This window comes from Microbacterium sp. str. 'China' (genome assembly GCF_002993305.1).
GTDB lineage: Bacteria > Actinomycetota > Actinomycetes > Actinomycetales > Microbacteriaceae > Microbacterium > Microbacterium paraoxydans.
Genome location: NZ_CP027434.1, coordinates 104,261 through 122,514 on the forward strand (window position 1 = coordinate 104,261; position 18,254 = coordinate 122,514).

Sequence of the window (18,254 nt, forward strand, 5' to 3'; positions counted from 1 at the left end):
GCACACGATAGCGGTGCCCCTCGTCGGAGGCCGGGTGATCCGCGGCTCTAGAGTAGGGGCATGACTGCCGCTGAGGATCCGAAGGCCGAACTGCTCCGGCTGCGTGCGAGCATCGACAACATCGACGCGGCCCTGATCTTCCTGCTCGCGGAGCGGTTCCGCGCCACACAGCAGGTGGGACACCTCAAGGCCGAGCACGCGATGCCGCCGTCCGACCCGAACCGCGAGGAGCAGCAGGTCGCTCGGCTCCGCGCGCTCGCGGAGGACGCCCACCTCGACCCGGAGTTCGCGGAGAAGTGGTTCAACTTCGTCGTGGCCGAGGTCATCCGCCACCACACCGAGGCCGCCGAGGGGCGCTGAGCCCGCGCGTCATGCCCCGCGCTCGGCGAGCAGCCGGTCGCGCACCTCGCGCCGCAGCACCTTGCCGATGAGCGACCGGGGGAGGTCGTCGACGGCGGTGATCCGGCGCGGCACCTTGTAGGCGGTCAGGTGGGTGCGGCAGAAGTCACGGAGCGCGTCCATGTCCGCCGCCGCGCCCTCGCGGAGCACCACTGCGGCGGCGACCTCCTCGCCGCCGCTCGCCCGAGGGAGCCCCACGACGGCGGCCGCGACGACGTCGGGGTGGGCCTCCAGCGCGCTCTCCACCTCGCTGGGCGCGACGTTGAAGCCGCCGGTGATGATGAGCTCCTTGCGGCGGTCGACAATGGTGACGAACCCGTCGGGCGAGACCTCGGCGATGTCGCCGGTGCGGAGCCAGCCGTTCGGCAACAGGGTCTCGGCCGTCTCGCCGGGGCGCCCCCAGTACCCCTGGAAGACCTGCGGTCCGCGCAGCAGCAGTTCGCCGGGCTCACCCGTGGGTACGTCGACATCGGGGTCGTCGGGGTCGACGACACGGATCTCCGTGCTCGGGAACGGGACGCCGACGGTACCGGGGCGCCGCGTCGGACCCATCGGGTTTCCGAGCGCGACGGGGGAGGCCTCGGTCATCCCGTACCCCTCGACCAGCAGTCCCCCGGTGGCCTCCTCCCAGCGTCGCACCGTCGCCACGGGGAGGCTCATGGCCCCGGAGATCGCGAACCGCACCGTGGAGAGGTCCACCGTTCCGCGTCCGGCCGCGCGGGCCAGCTGATCGTAGATGGGCGGCACCGCGGGGAGGAAGGTCGGCGGGCTCGTGCGGGCGGCGTCCGTGACCAGGCTCACATCGAAGGCCGGGAACAGCACCACCTTCGCCCCGATGCTCAACGCGAACGTGAGGCACAGGGTGAGTCCGTAGGCGTGGAAGAGCGGCAGCACGGCGTAGAACGTCTCCTCGCCGTTGCGGAGTCCGGGCACCCAGGCCCGCCCCTGCATCGCGTTGGCCCGCAGGTTCGCATGGGTGAGGATGGCGCCCTTGGGGAGCCCGGTCGTCCCGCTCGTGTACTGCAGGACGGCGGTGTCGCCCAGCGACGGCCCGGGGGTGCGGCGGGGGAGCCGCCGGTGCGACACGAGCTTCTTCCACGGCGTCAGGTGGCGCGCGCGTGGCGTGCTGGTCAGCTTCGCCCGCGATGCCCGGGCCTTCGGGACGGGGAGTCGCAGCAGGAGGCGCTTCGACAGGGGCATCGCCGCCGTGAGGTCGACGCTCACGATGTGGCCGACCCGGAGATCGTCGGGGAACCCCGCGACGGTATCGGCGACCTTGTCCCACACGATCGCGACGCGGGCCCCGTGGTCCTCGAACTGATGCCGCAGCTCGCGCGCGGTGTAGAGCGGGTTGTGCTCGACGACGATCGCGCCGAGACGCAGGACCGCGTAGAACGCGACGACGTGCTGCGGGCAGTTCGGCAGCACCAGCGCCACCCGGTCGCCCTTCGTGACCCCGAGGTGGCGGAGTCCCTCCGCGGCGCGGTCGATCTGCTCGCCGAGCTCCCGATAGCTCGTGACGGCGCCGAAGAACTCGAGGGCGGGGCGACGCGAGTACCGCCGGATGCCGGCGGCAAGCATCTGCGGCAGGGTCTGCGTCGGCTCGTCGATGTCGGCCGGCACGCCCTCGGCATAGGAGCGGAGCCAGGGACGGGAAGACAGCGGCGCGTCGGTCATGCCCTCATCCTCCGACATGGACCTGTGCTCCGCCTCCCCCTTGCGCTCACCACCGCTCGGCGTGCAGTCACCCGTCCGCGAGTATGCCCATGACGATCGCGTCCACCCATTCGCCGTCCCAGCGCAGCGCCTCCCGGCGCCGGCCCTCGACCATGAACCCGGCCTTCTCGTAGGCGCGCTGCGCCCGCGGGTTGAACGCGTACACCTCGAGCTCCACGCGGTGCAGTCCTACGGTGTCGAAGGCGTGACGGATGACCGCGCGCGTCGCCTCCGTCCCGTATCCGGCGCCGAACCATCGCGGGCCGGCGAGAGCAATGCGGAAACCGGCCGAGCCATTGTCCTCGTCCAGGTCGCTGAGGACCACCTCGCCGATGTGCGCGCCGTCTTCGCGACGGAGGATCGCCCAATCCGCCCGGTCGTCCCGGTCGTCGAGCGACCGGAGCCAGGTCTCGACGCCCTCGCGGGTGAAGCGCGCGTGGGTGCCGGTCAACCGCAGCACCTCGGGCTCCTGCAGCGCCGCCCAGGTGCCGTCGAGATGCTCGGGTCCGAGCGGCACGAGGTCCAGTCGCTCGGTGGACAGAGCGGGGACGGGAGTGAGGGAGAGCGCCATCAGACGGTGAGCACCCGCCCCGTGACGATGCCCTCGACCGCGCGCACGTACGCCTGGCCGACCTCGTCGTCGGTGACCGGGCGGTGCCCGGGGAAGGTCGAGAAGTACCCGGGGGAGTTCGCCAGCACGTCGGGCGAGACCGCGTTGATGCGGATGCCCCGCGGGGCCTCGGCTGCCGCCGTGATCACGAACGACTCCAGGGCGCCGTTGGCCATCGCCGCCGCCGCTCCCGACGCGATCGGCTCTCGCGCGAGCACGCCGCTGGTGAGGGTGAGGGAGCCGCCGTCGGTCACGTGGTCGAGGGCGATCCGCACGACGTCGAGCTGCGCGAGGGTCTTCCCGGTGAAGGCGGACAGATAGTCGTCGCGGTCGAGATCGGTTAGCGGCTTGAAGGGCACGGAGCCCACGGCGACCACGACGGCGTCGACCGGGCCGACCCGCTCGAAGAGGCTGCGGATGGAGGCGGGGTCGGTCACGTCCACGCTCTGCTCGCCGGAGCGGGACGCCCGCACGACCTCGTGTCCGCGAACGTCGAGGGTGGCGGCGACGACCCCGCCGATGCTGCCGGTCGCGCCGATCACGAGTGCCTTCATGCGGATTCCTCTCCCAGGACGGACCGAGGCGACGGGTCGCCGCCCCGCGGGATCGAGTCTTCCATCCCTTCCGGGCGGGAGAGGACGGATGACGGGCGCGTCCGTCAGCGCGGGCTGAACTCGGCGGCCACCACGCGGGTCGCCGCGCCCAGCAGGACGGCGTCGTCGAGCGCGCTCGGCACCACGGCCGGTCCGAGCGAGGGGTGCGAGGCGGCACGGACCGCGGCGGCCGTCGCGTCCACGAACTCCGGGGAGACGATCCCGTCCGGACCGCTGAGGACGATCGTGGGCAGGTCGACGGCGGCGGCGATGACCGAGAGCGACGTGCCGAGCCGGGCGCCGGCGGCGGTGAGCACCGTCGCGTGGTCTGCGCCCGGGGTCTCCAGGCGCCGGGCGATCGCGGGAGCCGCGGCCCACGCATGGACGCAGCCGTCGCGGCCGCACAGGCACAGCTCGCCGGGGTCGCCACCCGCACCGACGTGCGCGAGCTCACGGGCGCCGATGGATCGTTCGACCGGGGCGCCGTCGTCGCCGACGACGCGGATCGCGGTGCCGATGCGGGTCCCGAGGCGGACGAGGAGGAAGTCGGTGCCGACGGCACCGAACCGCTGCTCGGCGTCGGCCACGAGATCAGCGTCGTCGAAGAGGTGCACGGGGGCGTCGAGGATCTCCGCGAGTCGCGGTCCGAGACCGAGCAGCGCGGAGGAGCCGGTGGGCACACCGATGCCGATCCCGAGCGCGGGCCCGTCGGTGAGGCTGCGCAGTTCCGCGACGAGACCGGCGACGGCTTCCGCGGCGTCGGGGGTACGCGGCCGATGGAGGCGATGCGAGAGGCGGCCGTCGGGCGAGGCCAGCGCCCCGATGACCTCACCGGGCACGGAGAGGTCGAGCGCGATGACCTGCACGGCCCGCTGGTCGAACTCGAGCATCACGGCGGGCTTTCCCGGCCGGGACTCCTGACTGGGTCCGCTCTCCCGGATCACGCCGTCGGCGAGCAGATCGCGCACGACGTCGGAGACGGTGGGGCGGGCGAGGCCGGTGAGCCGGGAGAGATCCGCGCGGCTGAGAGCCGACTGCTCCATGAGCGTGCGCAGGACGAGGGCGCGGTTGCGTTCCCGGATGCCGCGGGCGTGGCCGTTGGACGACGCCTGCGCGGCTCGTGCCCGATCGGCGGGGCGCTCTAGGATCTGGGGGTAGCGCATGATGCTCCTCCCGATCGACGCTCGGGCTGACTAAGTTCAATGAATAAACTAACGGACCGAGCGTACGGAGCGGTACGCGCGCTGTCAATCGACGGACCTCGGCCCCGAGAAGGAACTCGCAGATGTTCACCCACGACGACGCGCTGGACACCCAGGCGGCGGTTCGGCGAGCGAACCTGCGGCGGGCGCTCCAACTCGTCTTCCAGGCGTCCGGTTCGCAGACGCGCGCAGGGATCGCGCGGGCGACCGGCCTGACAGCGGCGACCGCGTCGTCCCTCGTCGCGGAACTCATCGAGCACCGGCTCATCGCGGAGGGCGAGCAGGCGGTGAGCACGGGGGGCAAACGCGCGACCACGCTCAGCATCGACGCGGAGCATCATCTGATCCTCGTGCTCGTCGTGCAGCCGACCAGTGCGTACCTGGCGCTCGTCGCCCTCGACGGCTCCGAGGTCGCCCGCCGCAGCATCGCGTACACCGTGCAGACGCGCGACCGGGTCCTGGACGAGACCGTCGCGGAGGTCGTGGCGACCTCCGGGGAACGGCTGCTCGCGGTCGGTGTGCAGGTCCCGGGGACGACGGACGGCCGCACGGTGCTGGAGAGCGTGCAGCTGGAGTGGCACGAGGTCCCGCTCGCGGACCGCTTCGAGAGCATCACCGGCGTCCCGGTCCTCCTCGTCAACGACGTCGACGCCGAGGCCATCGCGGAGGCCGGGCTGGACGCCGCGCCCTCGGGCTACCGGCTGTTCATCCACAGCGGAGGCGGCATCGGCGCCGCCGTCACCCTCGACGGGGAGCTCGCGCCGGGACCGCGCGACCGCGCGGGGGAGATCGGGCACGTGCAGGTCGTCTTCGGCGATGCCGCGCGTCCCTGTCGTTGCGGCCGTCGCGGCTGCCTGGAGTCGGCGGCTGCGATGGGACCGATGCTGGGGGAGGAGTTCTCGGACGCGCTGGACGTGCCGGCCGTCCGCGCTCTCGTCTCCCGTGCGGATCAGGCACTGATCGACGATGGGGCCCGCGCGTTGGCCCGCGCCATCAAGCTCATCGGGGCGCTGCTCGATCCCATCGAGGTCGTCATCGGCGGTCCTGCGACGGAGCTCGGCCCCCGGTTCCTGGAGCGGGTCCGCGCCGAGAGCGGCTATCCCGCCCGCGGCACCGCGGACGTCCCCATCCGATATGCCGATCCGCGTGTCACCCCGTCCGCGGGTACCGCGCAGGCCGCCCTCACCGCCGTCCTCGGCGTGCGGTGGAGTCCCGACCAGCTCCGCGCCGGCGGCCCCCGCCCCTGACCTCGCCGTCCCCGACGTTCCGGCTGCACGACCCGGATACGGGTGCACGACCGGACCCGTCCGGAACACCTGCACGCATGCCGCGGTCGTGCAGGTGTTCCGGACGCGTTACTGGGTTACTTCACGCTGCCGGCGGTGAGGCCGCCCACCAGGCGCTTCTCGATGAGCATGAAGAGGATGATGACCGGCAGGATCGCCACGATCGAGACGCCGAACACGTACTGCCAGCTCGTCTCGTACTGACCGACGAACTTCGTGAGGGCGACCGACAGCGGCTGGTTCTTGTCCGTCGACAGGATCACCAGCGAAGCGGCGAACTCGTTCCAGCAGGCCACGAACGTGAACACGATCGCGGTGACGATGCCCGGCCAGACGAGCGGGAGGTTGATCCGGAACAGGACCGTGAGGCGTCCGGCGCCGTCGATCTGCGCCGCCTCGTCGACCTCCTTCGGGATGCCGGCGAAGAACGAGTGCATGATCCACACGGCGAACGACAGGTTGAAGGCCGCGTTGATGAAGATCATGGCGGTCCAGGTGTCGCCGAGGCCGAGGACGGTGAACTGCCGGAACAGACCCGACGTGAGCACCGCCGGCTGCAGCATCTGCGTCACGATCACGAGGAACAGGAACACCATGCGGCCGGGGAAGCGGAACCGGGCCGTGTAGTACGCCGCGGGGAGCGACACGAGCAGCACCAGGAGCGTCGCGAACACGGAGATGACGATGGTCGAGACGAGGTTGTACGGCAGCGGCGTCTCAGGTGTCGACCACATCGTGAGGTAGTTCTCCCAGTGCCACTCCACCGGGAGGTAGGTCGGGTCGACCGAGCGGATCTGCGCCTTCGTCTTCACCGATCCGAAGAACATGATGAGGTACGGCAGCACGAAGATCGCGAGCACGAGGAACCCGGCGGCGGTGCGCAGGATCACGCGGGGCAGCGACACCTGATCCGCGGTGTAGCGGCGCCGGCGGCCGGGGATGGGCGGGGTGCGTCGTCCGCGGGAGTCGGCGGTGGTCACGAGGGCGGTCTCGGTCACGGTCATGATCAGACCTCCTTCATGGGCTTGACGATCTTGACGTAGGCCGCGACGATCGCGATCACGATGAGGAAGGCCACGACCGACAGGGCGCTCGCGACGTCGACCTTCTTCTGCAGCTCGATGTACTTGAAGATGAGCGTCATGATCGTGTCGGCGCCGTAGCCCGGGATCGACCCGGTCATCACCTTGAGGATCGGCAGCGAGTTGAAGACGTTGATGATGTTGATGAGGATCGCCACGGCGAGGGCGCTGCGCAGCTGCGGCAGGACGATCGACCAGTAGGTGCGGGCGGCCCCGGCGCCGTCCATCTTCGCGGCCTCGATCGCGTCGGCGGGGACCGCCTGGAGCCCGGCGAGGATCGTGTAGGTCGTGAAGGGCAGCGACACGAACACCGCGATGACGATCGACCACGCGAACGCCGTCGTCGGGTTCTTCGTCCAGCCGTAGCCCACCGCGTCGTCGGAGAGCCCGATGTCGTAGAGGAACTTGTTGAAGACCCCGAAGTACGGCTCGAGGCTGTAGTAGAAGACCATCGTGGTCATCACCACGGACGCGGCCCACGGCACGATGACCGCCATCCGCACGAGCTGGCGCCCCGGGAACGCCTTGTTGAGGATCTGCGCGAGGCCGAGCGAGATCACGACCGTGAACAGCACCACCGACACGACCCAGACGATCGTGCGGACGAAGATCGGCCAGAACTCCGGGAACGTGAAGACGGTCACGAAGTTGTCGAAGCCGACCGAGCCCTTGTCCAGGCCCGAGAGCGAGATGTCGCGGGTGGAGTTGAAGAACATGACACCGGCGGGGAACAGCACCACGCCGATGATGAGCACCAGCGCGGGGGCGATCCACGGCAGCGCTTGGAGGAGGTCCCGGCCGCCCGGGCGACCGCGCACGGCCGTCCCGGCGTCCGGGGTGCGGGGGCGGCCGGTGGCCGCCCCCGCGAGGTTCGAGGATTCTGTCGTCTGGCTCATGGGGGATTCCCGAACCTCTCCGTTCCGCGGGTCAGCCCGCGTCCACCTGGTCCTGGATCTGCTTCAGCACATCGGCCGCCGGCTGATCCTGGATCTGTCCGAACAGCGACTTGAAGGCGCCGTCCGCTGCCGACCACTTCGGGTTGGTCGACGGGTAGAACTGCGCGTCGGGCAGCACGTCGAGGAACGGCTTGAGGGCCTCCTCGCCGGACAGCTCCTCGGCGCCGGACTTCGTGACGGGGAGGAAGCCCTCCGCCTGCACCCACGGCACGTAGACCTCGGGCGAGTAGAAGTAGTCGAGGAACTTCGTGATCGCCTCCTGCTTGTCGCCGTCGTTCTCGAACGCCATGAGCTGGTCCATGACGCCGAGGGTGAACGGCGAGCCGTCCTTGGTCGGGATCGGCACGATCGAGTAGTCGAGGTCCGGGTTGTTGTCGGCGATCTGGCCGACCGTCGGCGGCAGGCCGACCTGCATGCCGATCTTGCCCTGGATGAAGATGTCCATCAGCGGGGAGCGCTGCGTGGAGCCGGGGTCGGCCTGGGTCGCCCCGGCGTCGATCATCTTCTTGATCTGCTCGGCGCCGACGAGGTTCTCCGGGGTGTCGATGGTGATCTCCGACGCGTCGCCGAAGGATCCACCGCCGCCCCAGAGCCACACGGCGGCCTCGGCCTGCGCCTCCTCCGAGCCGAGCGGCATGCCGTAGCCCGCGACACCGCCGCCGAGCCCGGACACCTTGGTCGCCGCGTCGAGCAGGGAGTCCCAGTCGGTCGGCGCCTCGACGCCTGCCTGGGACAGGAGGTCGTTGTTGACGAACAGGGCACGCGCGGAGGCGATCATCGGCAGGGCGTAGGCCGTGCCGTCGACCTCGGCGTTGGCGAGGAAGGAGTCCTGGAAGTCGGAGTAGACGTCGTCGGACACGACCTCCTCGACCGGGTAGAGCAGCTCGTCCTCGACGAAGCCCGCGAAGGGGCCGCCGTTGTAGATGTCGGGCGCCTCGCCCGCCTGGACCTTCGTGGAGATGACCTTCTCGAGGTTGTCCCACGACTGCACCTCGAGGTTGACCTTGATGTCGGGGTTGTCCTTCGTGAAACCGTCGATGACGTCTTCCCAGAGGCCCTTCGTGGCGTCGGAGTAGCTGGGGACGAGCAGGTCGAGCGTGCTGGCGTCGTCGCCGCCGCCGCTGTCTCCTCCCGATCCACCGAAACCGCAGGATGCGAGCGACAGCGTGGCGACGGCCGCGACCGCTGCGGCCCCGTATCGCCGTGACTTGTTCATGGGCATTGCATTCCTCACTGTGGGTGCTGCTCCAGCGGGCGGGATCCGCTCTCCGGAGAGGGGGGTGGTGCACAGTCGCAGAACACTCCACGCGACGGTGCGTGATGATCACGCCGCCGAGGTGGTCGCGATCGTCCGAGCGGGGGCTCGGGGGAACTCGTCCCGATTATTTGTCAGGCAAACAAACAAATCAAGATGTTGCTCTCTTGGGACGAAATACTATGATCGGATTAAGCCTGAAACAATCACAAGTACGCAACAACTCGTCCGAAAGGCCTCATCATGACCGATTCGCTGCCCGGCGCGCACATGCGCGAAGAGCTCCGCTCCCAGCCGCAGATGTGGGCCACCGCCGCCGAGCTCACCGCCGAGCAGGCGCTGCTGCCGGCTCGCGGGGCACGGGTCGCGGTCGTCGGCTGCGGCACCTCGTGGTTCATGGCCCAGTCGTACGCCGCGCTGCGCGAGTCGTCCGGTCACGGCGAGACCGATGCGTTCGCAGCGTCCGAGGCCTTCATCGACCGCGGGTACGACGCGGTCGTCGCCCTCACCCGTTCCGGCACCACGACCGAGGTGCTGGAGCTCGTCGACCGCATCAAGGGGCGCACCCGCACGATCGGCGTGATCGGCGACCCCGACTCCCCGCTCGTCGCGCTCGTCGACGACGCCGTGCTGCTGCCGTTCGCCGACGAGCAGTCGGTGGTGCAGACGCGCTTCGCCACGACCGCGCTCGCTCTCTTCCGGGCGTCGCTGGGCGAGGACCTCTCCGGGGCCATCGCCGACGCCACGGCCGTGCTCGCCGAGGAGGGCGACGACACCGAGCTGCGCGACGCCGAGCAGTACACGTTCCTCGGGCGGGGCTGGACGATCGGCCTGGCCCACGAGGCCGCCCTGAAGCTGCGCGAGTCGTCGCAGTCGTGGACCGAGGCGTACCCGTCGATGGACTACCGCCACGGTCCGATCGCCATCGCCGCGCCGGGCCGGGTGACGTGGCAGTTCGGAGAGGCACCGGAAGGACTGGCCGCGGAGGTGCGCGCCACGGGCGCCCGTTTCGAGCACCGCGCGATCGACCCGCTCGCCGACCTCGTGCGCTTGCACCGCACAGCCCTCGACCGTGCCGTGACCCGTGGGCTCGACCCCGACCAGCCGCGCAACCTCACGCGATCCGTCATCCTGGATGCATGACGCCAGCGATCCCCGGAGCCGAGCGATGACCCCGAACGACGCCGCGGACGCCATCCCCGACGTCGCGAGGGACGAGGCCGGCGAGAAGCTCGCCGCGGTGCGCACGCTCGGCGCCGGGTCGCCGGTCCTGGCCTTCGACGTCGGCGGGACGGACATCAAGTCGGCACTGTTCGACGCGGAAGGACGGGCGCTCGGCCTCCGCCGCACGCCGACTCCCACGGCCGACGGCGACCGCACCCCCGCGCTGCTCGACCGGCTGCAGGTGCTCGCCGCGCAGCTCCGCGACGAGCATCCCGACGTGGTGCCCCGCGCCGCCGGGCTCGTGGTGCCGGGGATCGTCGACGCCGCGGCAGGGATCGGCGTGTTCGCGAGCAACATGGGCTGGCGGGACGCGCCGCTGCGCGCGCTCGCCGCGGAGCGTCTCGGCCTCCCCGTCGCGTTCGACCACGACGTGCGTGCCGCGAGCTGGGCCGAGCACGAGCTGGGCGGCGCGCGGGCCTACGACGACGCGGTGATCCTCGTGATCGGCACCGGGATCGCCGGGGCCCTGCTCGTCGGCGGCCGCCCCTACACGGCCGGGGGCTATGCCGGCGAGATCGGGCACTCCCCGATCGCCGACGGACCGGTGTGCCCGTGCGGTGCCCGTGGCTGTCTGGAGGCCGTCGCCTCGGCGGGAGCCATCGCGCGCCGCTACCGGGAGGCGACGGGCACGGCGCCGGACGGCGCCAAGGACGTCATCGCCCGAGCGGCCGCCGGGGACCGGGTCGCCGCCGACATCTGGGACTCGGCGCTGGACGCGCTCACCCTGTCGCTCGCGCAGCTGACCGCTGTGGTCGCCCCCGAGGCCGTGGTGATCGGCGGCGGACTGTCGCGGGCGGGCGGCGCGCTCTTCGACGAGCTGCGGTCCCGCCTCGCCGCCCGCCTCAGCTTCCACCGCCTCCCCGCACTCGTCCCGGCCGAGCTGTCCGGCAATGCGGGACTGATCGGCGCCGCCCTTCGCGCCAGGGAGCTCGCATGATCCTCACCGTCACCCCGAACCCCGCGCTCGACCTCACGTGGCAGGTCGACCGTCTCGTCGCCGGCGGGACGCACCGCGCCGAGACCGGAGCGTCCCGCGCCGGCGGCAAGGGCCTCAACGTCGCCAGGGTCGCACACGCCGAGGGGGCGTCCGTCCTCGCGCTGACCACGGCCGGCGGTCCGGTCGGCGCGGAGTTCGCTGCGGAGCTCACGGCCAGCGGCGTGCCCCATGTGCTCGTGCCCGTCGCGGCCGACACGCGTCGCAGCATCGCCCTCGTCGACGAGGCCGCGGGCGACACCACGATCGTCAACGAGCGAGGGGTGAACCCCACCGATGCCGAGTGGGGCGGGCTTCTCGCGGAGATCGTCGACCGGCTTCCCGGCGCCGGGGTCCTCGTCGTCTCCGGGAGCCTCCCGCCGGGAGCGCCGGATTCGCTCGTGCCGATGCTCGTCGCGGTGGGTGCGGACGCCCGCGTCCCCGTGATCGTGGACACCTCCGGCCCGGCCCTCCTGCGCGCCGCCGACGCCGGCGCCGCCGTGCTCAAGCCCAACGCCGCCGAGCTCGCCGAGGCCACCGGGATCGACGACCCCGTCGAGGGCGCGCGGTCGCTGCTGGCCCGGGGCGCCGAGCTCGTGCTCCTGTCGCTCGGGGCCGACGGCATGCTCGCGGTCACCCCGACCGATCTCCTGCACGCCCGACTCGACGAGCCGCTCTCCGGCAACCCGACCGGCGCCGGAGACGCCGCGGTCGCGGCCTGCGCCGTGCTCACCGCGGAGGGCGAGCGCGACCCCGAGGTCATCCTCCGTCGCGCGACAGCGTGGTCGGCAGCCGCCGTCCTCATGCCGCTCGCCGGCGACATCTCCCCCCGCTGGCGCGCGCTCGAGGAACGGCTCCGTGTCTCCCGCCCCGGCCCCGCCTCCTTCCGGAAGGACCCTTCGTGACCCTCGTCTCCGCCCGGGAGCTCGTCTCCGCGGCTGCCACCGCCGGCACCGGCATCGGCGCGTTCAACGTCATCCATCTGGAGACCGCAGAGGGCCTCGTCCGAGCCTCCGCGCTCGCACAGCTCCCCGTGATCCTGCAGATCTCGCAGAACTGCGCCGACTACCACGGCGGTCTGGAGCCGATCGCCCTCGCGACGCTCGCCGCGGCACGACGCGCGGAGACCCCGGTGGCGGTGCACCTCGACCATGCGGAGCGACCGGAGCTCGTGGACGAAGCCGTGTCCCTCGGGTTCGGCTCGGTGATGTTCGACGGCGGCGCGCTGCCCTACGACGAGAACGTGGCGCTGACAGCCGAGGTCGCCGCCCGGGCCCGCGCGGCGGGGGTGTACGTGGAGGGCGAGCTCGGCGAGGTGGGCGGGAAGGACGGCGCCCACGCCCCCGGTGTCCGCACCGATCCGGGCGAGGCGCGGGCGTTCGTGGCCGCCACCGGTGTGGACGCCCTCGCCGTGGCCGTGGGGTCTTCGCACGCCATGACCGACCGCACCGCCTCCCTCGACCTCGACCTCATCGCCCGCCTGCGTGCGGCCCTGCGTGGTGCCGCCGCCGACGGGACGGATGTGCCCCTCGTGCTGCACGGCTCGTCCGGGGTGGCCGACGCCGTGATCGCCGATGCCGTGCGCGCCGGGATGACGAAGGTCAACGTCTCCACCCATCTCAACGGCTTCTTCACGCGGGCGGTCCGCGAGGTGCTCGCCGCCGACGAGCGTCTCGTCGACTCCCGCAAGTACCTCGCTCCCGCCCGCGCCGCCCTCGCGGACGAAGCCGCCCGGATGCTGCGACTGTTCGCCCTGCTGCCGTCGGAGAATCCCGCTCCGGTCGCAGAGGTTCCGGGCACGGCTGCGACCTCGACGCGAAACGACGACCGGTGAAGCGCGCGGCCCGACTGCACGCGATCCTCGACCTCCTCGCGGCGGACGGAGAGGTCACGGTGGAGGAGCTGGTGGAGCGGTTCGGGGCCTCCCCGGCCACCACCCGCCGCGACCTCGACTCCCTCGCCGAGCAGCGGCTGCTCACCCGCACGCACGGCGGTGCCGTGGCCCAGACCGTCGCCTACGAACTGCCCCTCCGCTACAAGAGCCATCTCCGCACGCACGAGAAGGAGAGCATCGCGCAGACCGCGGCGGGGCTCGTCACCCCCGGCATGGTGGTCGGGCTTTCCGGAGGCACGACGACCACGGCCATCGCGGCCGCGCTCGCCGCCCGCGAGGATCTGGCGGCGGAGGGCGGGATCACGGTGGTCACCAATGCCGTGAACATCGCCGCCCAGCTCGCGACCCGGCCGGAGATCAAGGTGGTCGTCACGGGCGGGGTCATCCACTCGCGCACCTACGAGCTCGTCGGCCCGTTCGTCGAGCAGCTGCTCCGCGGGGTGCGGCTGGACCTCGCGTTCATCGGCGTGAACGGGATGGACGCGGCAGCCGGGGCGACCACGCAGGACGAGCGCGAGGCGGCGGTGAACCGGATGATGGCGGAGCGCGCGCGGCGGGCCGTCGTCGTGACCGACGGCAGCAAGCTCGGGGCCGAGGCCTTCTCCACCGTCGGCGGGCCGGAGCTCTTCGCCACGGTCATCACCGATCGAGGAGCCGACCAGGCCGCTGTCGACGCGCTGCGTGCCGCGGGGTACTCCGTCCTCCTCGCCTGAGGCCCTCCGGCCGCACGCGGACGCCCCGAGGGCCTCGGCGTCCCCAGATCGCCGAGGCCCTGCGGGAGCATCGCGGCTGCATACCGCGACGCTCCCGGAGCAGATGGTGTCCGTCTCGTCTTCCCGCTCCCCAGTGGCGTTTCCCCAGAACCGACGGCGCCTCCCTCGTGCCTCTCCCTTCGAGGCCTTTCGCTCGACACCTTCCGAAGAACAGGAGAAGGCGGGTGCGATTCTGATACCTCGATCCGGGAAAAAAGTCAGAATCCGTTGCCGTGACACTGGAACGGGGCGGAAACCCCCGTCATGAGCGCGGCGCTCGCCAGGGCGTCGGCGGGGGACGCGCCGCCGGCGAGACCCTCGTGGACCGCGGTCAGGAGCTCGCACGCGTCGTCGTCCGGCACCGTGACGGGGGCCGCGATCACCGCCTCCGCGCCCGCGTGCAACCACACCCGCGTCATGCCCAGGGCCTCCTCGCCCCAGCGCACGGAGGAGCGACCCAGCTCGCACGCCGAGAGGATCACGGTCCGCGGCACCCGGGCGATGAGGTCGACGTCGTAGCCGAAGAGCACCCCGTCGGCGAGTTCGAACCCGGAGAACAGCGGATTGTCGACCGCGTGGCGTCCGTGCGCAGCGATATGGAGCACGTCGACGGAGGCCGCCAGCTCCGTGACGGCGGTCACGGTCGCGGTGGGGCCCTGCAGCGTCCGGGTCGTCCCTCGTCCCGCCCAGGATTCCGCTGCGCGCTGGACCTCTTCCGCGGCCCGCGCCACCCGTGGTCCCGCCGCGAACCCGACGCGCGGGGTCGAGGCGGCCGAAGCCTCCCCGTCGAGCCAGCGCGAGACCGAGGTCGCGAGGGTGAACGGCACTCCGTGCATGCCGGGGAGCATGGCCCACGGCACCCCGCCGAGGATGCCGGGAACGGTGATCGCGAACCGCGCGGCGCCCGCGGCGGCCCGGCGCATCGGCGCGAGCAGCTCCTCGTCGAGGACAGCGAGACGCGCCGTCAGAGCGCGCGCGGTCACCGGCCCCATCGCGCCGTCCCGGGTGAGAGCGGCCATGTCGAGGTCAGCGCGCAGGCCGTCGAGAGCGGCCCGCACTCGCGGCCAGGACAGGGCGACGAGGGTCGCGCCGTCCGGCTGCACCACCACCCCGTGCAGGTCGGCGCCGGTATAGACGTAGGCCAGGACTGCCGTGTCGGCCGGCAGGAGCGCGGAGGCCTCGGTCAGCGTCCGACGTTCCCGCATCGCCCCGGAGCCGGTGGCCGACCACTGCCGCTCCCGCACCCGGTCGCGGAGCGCGCGGACGGTGGGGTCGGTCGTCCAGTCCGCCCCCGCGAGGTCGGCGCGCAGCATCCGCAGCTCGGCGAGGTCGGCGGCGAGGGCGTCGTCGTGCGGCGGGCGGACCGGGGCGACCTGCTGACTGAGATGCCGGGCGCGCTCGGACCACTCGAAGAGCGTCGCCGGGTCGCGGCGGCGGACGGCGGCGGCGAGTCCCGTGAACACGAGGTCGCTGGCGTGCATGGCGACGGAGGCCTGCAGGTCGAGGGCGCCGAACGACCGCTGCCACGCCGACAGCAGGTCGAGCCCGGTGGCCGCGGCGCGCAGCGCCTCCCCGTCGCGACCGCGTCCGGCGGCGCGGGCCGCGCGCACCTCCTGCGCGCGGAGCCGCAGCGGCGTCGGGGCCGAGGCGGGGATGCGGGGGAGACGGCCGGTGCCGTCGCGGCGGGCGCTCAACCGTAGGGCCGTGGCCTCGGTGCGGAAGCCGCTCCGGTCGAGCTCCTGCGCCACCTGCTCCCACGCGGCGGCGTCGAGGGGGCGATCGGGCCGGATCCGCTGTCGCGCTTCCAGTTCCACCGCCGCGGCGCGGGCCGCCCAGCCGCTGCTGCCGAGGGAGGTGAAGCGGCGGGCTGCCGTCCTCGCGGCGCGCGCGGCGGCCCGGGGATCGTGCCGGACGAGGGAGCGGGCGAGGTGGAACTCCGCCTCGCCGCGGGCCTGGCGCATCCGCTGGGCGCCGAACTGCACGGCCACCTGGGCGAGCAGGGCCTCCGCCTCGGTCGTCAGCCCGGCGTCGCGGAGCACCTCGGCGCGGTCGAGGTCGCTGATGGCGGTGGCGAGGGCACTGGTGGCGGCGAACGTCGGCCGGGATTCGGCCATCAGGCGCAGCGCCGACACGAGGTCGCCGCCGAGGAGCGCGGCGTAACCGAGGTTGTGCGTGGCCTCGGCGAGGGAGTCCGGTTGGTCGTGCGCCTCGTAGATCCCGATCGCACGGCGGAGGTCGGCCATGCAGGTGTCCAGGTGATGGCGCTGCATCCGCACGACCGCCCGGTTCATCAGGCAGTTGGCGAGCGCGGGGGTATCGCTGCCGGTCGCGGCCAGGGCGTCGATCGCGGCGGTCAGGCTCGCCTCGGCCTCCTCCATCCGGCCCCCGTGCATGAGGAGGGCGCCGAGCTGCCCGCCGAGGAGGGCGATGGTCTCGGCCTGCAGCCCGTCCCTGGCCAGCGCCCCCCGGCACAGCGCCTCCGCCGCCGCGGGCTCGCCGGTCTGCGCGAGCACGTAGGCGGCCGTCCCGTCGATGCGGGCGCGGAGGTCGGCGTCGTCGGTGCGGGCGGCGGCCTTCTCCAGGTCCCGCCGGGCGCGGGTGAACTGCCGGGCGTTGGCCGCCTCGACGCCGCGTCGGTGGAGCGCGCTCGCGGACAGGGGCATCCGTCCAGGATGCCGTGCCGGAGCGGTCGTGCGGAAGGGTGCGAGGTGTCAGGACCTCTCGTGCGGCGTCGGCAGGGACTTCAGCACGGCGGCGACGGCCTTCCCGGCGACGGCGGGCTTCACCCCCGTGGCCGGGACGGCGCCGAGCTGGGCCGCGACCCGACCGGCGATGTACGGAGCGGCGAAGGAGGTGCCGCTCCACACCGCGAAGCCGCCGCGGTAGTCGTCCGGGTCGAGCGTCTCGCGCGGCAGCCCGTCTATGTCCGCGCGGGTCGCGGCCTGCGCGCCGCCGACGAAGGCGGGCGAGGTGCTGACCACGGCCGCGCCCGGGGCGTACACCTGCACCCAGGGGCCGACGTTCGAGAACAGGGCGACGGAGTGCGCCGACGGGTTCAGGGCGCCGACCGACACGTGCGGAGCGCCGTCGTCGGACGGCAGCCCGTTGTCGGCGCCGGGCCACGGCCACAGCGAGGCGGGGAACGAGGGCCGGTCGATCGCGTCGTTGCCGGCCGAGCAGACGACCACGCAGCCGAGCTCCCTGGCCTTCGCGAGCAGCTCGTACAGGGTCCTGCTGAAGAGCCCGTCGGTCGGGGTCTCGTGGTAGTAGCTGAGGGAGAGGTTGAGCACGTCGATCGGGAAGCCGGTCGTCGGGTCCTCGCGGTGCCGCCGCAGCAGTTCCACGACCTGCGCCACGGTCTCCAGGAGCGTGCTCTCGTCGACCACCCCGAGCGCGCCGGCGACGCGGATCGAGAGGATGTCGGCGTCCGGGGCGGCCTGACGCACGAGGCCCGCGATGAAGGTGCCGTGCCCGGCCACGGCGTCGATCTCGCCGTCGAGCTGCCCGTACAGGTCGGGGTAGCGTTCGGGGTCGGCGTCGTCCGTGAAGCCCACGGGGACGCCGTCGAGTTCGACGTGCCGGGTGACGATGTCGGACGGCAGCCAGGCGTGCTCGCCGCAGCCGGTGTCGAGGATCGCCACGACCGGTCGTCGTCCGCGCTTCGGAGCGGCTGCTCGAGCCGGAGCGGGACCGAGCCAGGTGACCGGCTGCCGCGCCCCGCGTCCGGGCTCCAGGTAGTCGTCGCTGCCGCCTCCGCCGGGAGCGGCACCGCGGACGGGGTTCGTCCGCGTGAACGGGTTCGTCCGGGTGAACGGGTTCGTCCGGGTGAACGGGTTGAGTCCGACCGGGTCGATCGAGAGCACGTGCTCCAGGCTGGTCCGCGGCATGGTCGAGCGCGACAGCCGGCGCGCGCGCTGCAAGACCCGCCAGGCGTCGGGTGCCACGGGGGACTCGCCCCTGGTCGGCTCATCCGGCGTGGTCAGGCGTGCCCGCAGGAACCCCGCGACACCCGGCACGAGCTCGCCGTTCCCGATCTCGCGCTCCGGCGACTCCACCTCCAGCCGCCAGCCGAAGGAGTCCGCGGCATCCCTCAGGGCGCGCAGCTCGCGGTCGTACGCCTCCTGCTCGTCCAGGGCGCGCGTGATGAGCAGCCTCTCGGGCAGGTACGCGGTGGGGAACGCCCGGATCCCGTCCACCGGTTCCGTGCTGGGGTCGAGGGCGGTGCCGCGGCGGATCGATCCCTCCGCGCGGTCCTGCCAGGTCCATCCCTGGGGCTGCTCCATCGGTCATCCTCTCCGTGGGCATCGCCGGC

Annotated in this window: 16 protein-coding genes; 7 read left to right on the top strand and 9 right to left on the bottom strand. The window is 72.4% G+C overall.

The window, feature by feature from the left end; translation table 11 throughout:
• The first annotated feature begins 60 nt into the window (after positions 1-60).
• Positions 61-360, top strand: coding sequence for a chorismate mutase (locus C6C15_RS00490; RefSeq protein ID WP_025104206.1), 300 nt, complete (start codon positions 61-63; stop codon positions 358-360).
• Between the two features lie 9 nt (positions 361-369).
• Here the strand turns inward: C6C15_RS00490 and C6C15_RS00495 are convergent, their stop codons facing one another.
• From C6C15_RS00495 to C6C15_RS00510, 4 genes are all read right to left on the bottom strand, one after another.
• Positions 370-2,076 (bottom strand): long-chain-fatty-acid--CoA ligase, encoded by a 1,707-nt coding sequence (locus tag C6C15_RS00495; protein ID WP_060922332.1) that lies wholly within the window; start codon positions 2,074-2,076, stop codon positions 370-372.
• Positions 2,077-2,143: 67 nt separating this feature from the next.
• Positions 2,144-2,686: a GNAT family N-acetyltransferase gene (locus tag C6C15_RS00500; protein WP_105948998.1), complete on the bottom strand. Its 543-nt coding sequence runs from the start codon at positions 2,684-2,686 to the stop codon at positions 2,144-2,146.
• Positions 2,686-3,279, bottom strand: a complete 594-nt coding sequence (locus C6C15_RS00505) for a short chain dehydrogenase (RefSeq protein ID WP_083370964.1) — start codon at positions 3,277-3,279, stop codon at positions 2,686-2,688. Before C6C15_RS00505 ends, C6C15_RS00500 begins: the two co-directional genes overlap by 1 nt.
• A 104-nt stretch (positions 3,280-3,383) precedes the next feature.
• Positions 3,384-4,481: an ROK family transcriptional regulator gene (locus tag C6C15_RS00510; protein ID WP_083370965.1), complete on the bottom strand. Its 1,098-nt coding sequence runs from the start codon at positions 4,479-4,481 to the stop codon at positions 3,384-3,386.
• Positions 4,482-4,603: 122 nt separating this feature from the next.
• Between C6C15_RS00510 and C6C15_RS00515 the strand changes: the two genes are divergently transcribed.
• Positions 4,604-5,767, top strand: coding sequence for an ROK family protein (locus tag C6C15_RS00515; protein WP_060923386.1), 1,164 nt, complete (start codon positions 4,604-4,606; stop codon positions 5,765-5,767).
• A 116-nt stretch (positions 5,768-5,883) separates the two neighbouring features.
• On the opposite strand, the gene C6C15_RS00520 is transcribed toward C6C15_RS00515, so the two are convergent.
• The 3 genes from C6C15_RS00520 to C6C15_RS00530 are packed head-to-tail and all read right to left on the bottom strand — an operon-like array spanning position 5,884 to position 9,066.
• Positions 5,884-6,810 (bottom strand): carbohydrate ABC transporter permease, encoded by a 927-nt coding sequence (locus C6C15_RS00520; protein ID WP_082750161.1) that lies wholly within the window; start codon positions 6,808-6,810, stop codon positions 5,884-5,886.
• 2 nt (positions 6,811-6,812) lie between these two features.
• Positions 6,813-7,784, bottom strand: coding sequence for a carbohydrate ABC transporter permease (locus C6C15_RS00525; protein ID WP_060923387.1), 972 nt, complete (start codon positions 7,782-7,784; stop codon positions 6,813-6,815).
• Positions 7,785-7,815: 31 nt separating this feature from the next.
• Positions 7,816-9,066, bottom strand: coding sequence for an extracellular solute-binding protein (locus tag C6C15_RS00530; RefSeq protein WP_234024189.1), 1,251 nt, complete (start codon positions 9,064-9,066; stop codon positions 7,816-7,818).
• A gap of 276 nt (positions 9,067-9,342) precedes the next feature.
• Here C6C15_RS00530 and C6C15_RS00535 point away from each other — a divergent pair, with 276 nt between their 5' ends.
• Genes C6C15_RS00535 through C6C15_RS00555 form a run of 5 tightly spaced genes read left to right on the top strand, consistent with a single transcriptional unit; the run spans position 9,343 to position 13,903 of the window.
• Entirely contained in the window at positions 9,343-10,242 is a 900-nt protein-coding gene (locus C6C15_RS00535) for an SIS domain-containing protein (RefSeq protein ID WP_105949000.1), read from the top strand.
• 25 nt (positions 10,243-10,267) lie between these two features.
• Complete coding sequence (locus C6C15_RS00540) at positions 10,268-11,260, top strand: ROK family protein (protein WP_083370966.1); 993 nt, start codon at positions 10,268-10,270, stop codon at positions 11,258-11,260.
• Positions 11,257-12,201: a 1-phosphofructokinase family hexose kinase gene (locus C6C15_RS00545; protein WP_105949001.1), complete on the top strand. Its 945-nt coding sequence runs from the start codon at positions 11,257-11,259 to the stop codon at positions 12,199-12,201. The genes C6C15_RS00540 and C6C15_RS00545 overlap by 4 nt, the downstream gene beginning before the upstream one ends.
• On the top strand, positions 12,198-13,130 hold the full coding sequence (locus C6C15_RS00550; RefSeq protein WP_105949002.1) for a class II fructose-bisphosphate aldolase: 933 nt from the start codon (positions 12,198-12,200) through the stop codon (positions 13,128-13,130). Before C6C15_RS00545 ends, C6C15_RS00550 begins: the two co-directional genes overlap by 4 nt.
• Positions 13,127-13,903: a DeoR/GlpR family DNA-binding transcription regulator gene (locus tag C6C15_RS00555; protein WP_060923604.1), complete on the top strand. Its 777-nt coding sequence runs from the start codon at positions 13,127-13,129 to the stop codon at positions 13,901-13,903. Before C6C15_RS00550 ends, C6C15_RS00555 begins: the two co-directional genes overlap by 4 nt.
• A gap of 257 nt (positions 13,904-14,160) precedes the next feature.
• Here C6C15_RS00555 and C6C15_RS00560 read toward each other — a convergent pair whose 3' ends face one another.
• Both C6C15_RS00560 and C6C15_RS00565 read right to left on the bottom strand, forming a co-directional pair.
• Positions 14,161-16,605 (bottom strand): CHAT domain-containing protein, encoded by a 2,445-nt coding sequence (locus C6C15_RS00560; RefSeq protein ID WP_105949003.1) that lies wholly within the window; start codon positions 16,603-16,605, stop codon positions 14,161-14,163.
• Between the two features lie 48 nt (positions 16,606-16,653).
• Complete coding sequence (locus C6C15_RS00565) at positions 16,654-18,225, bottom strand: S8 family peptidase (protein WP_105949004.1); 1,572 nt, start codon at positions 18,223-18,225, stop codon at positions 16,654-16,656.
• Positions 18,226-18,254 lie beyond the last annotated feature (29 nt).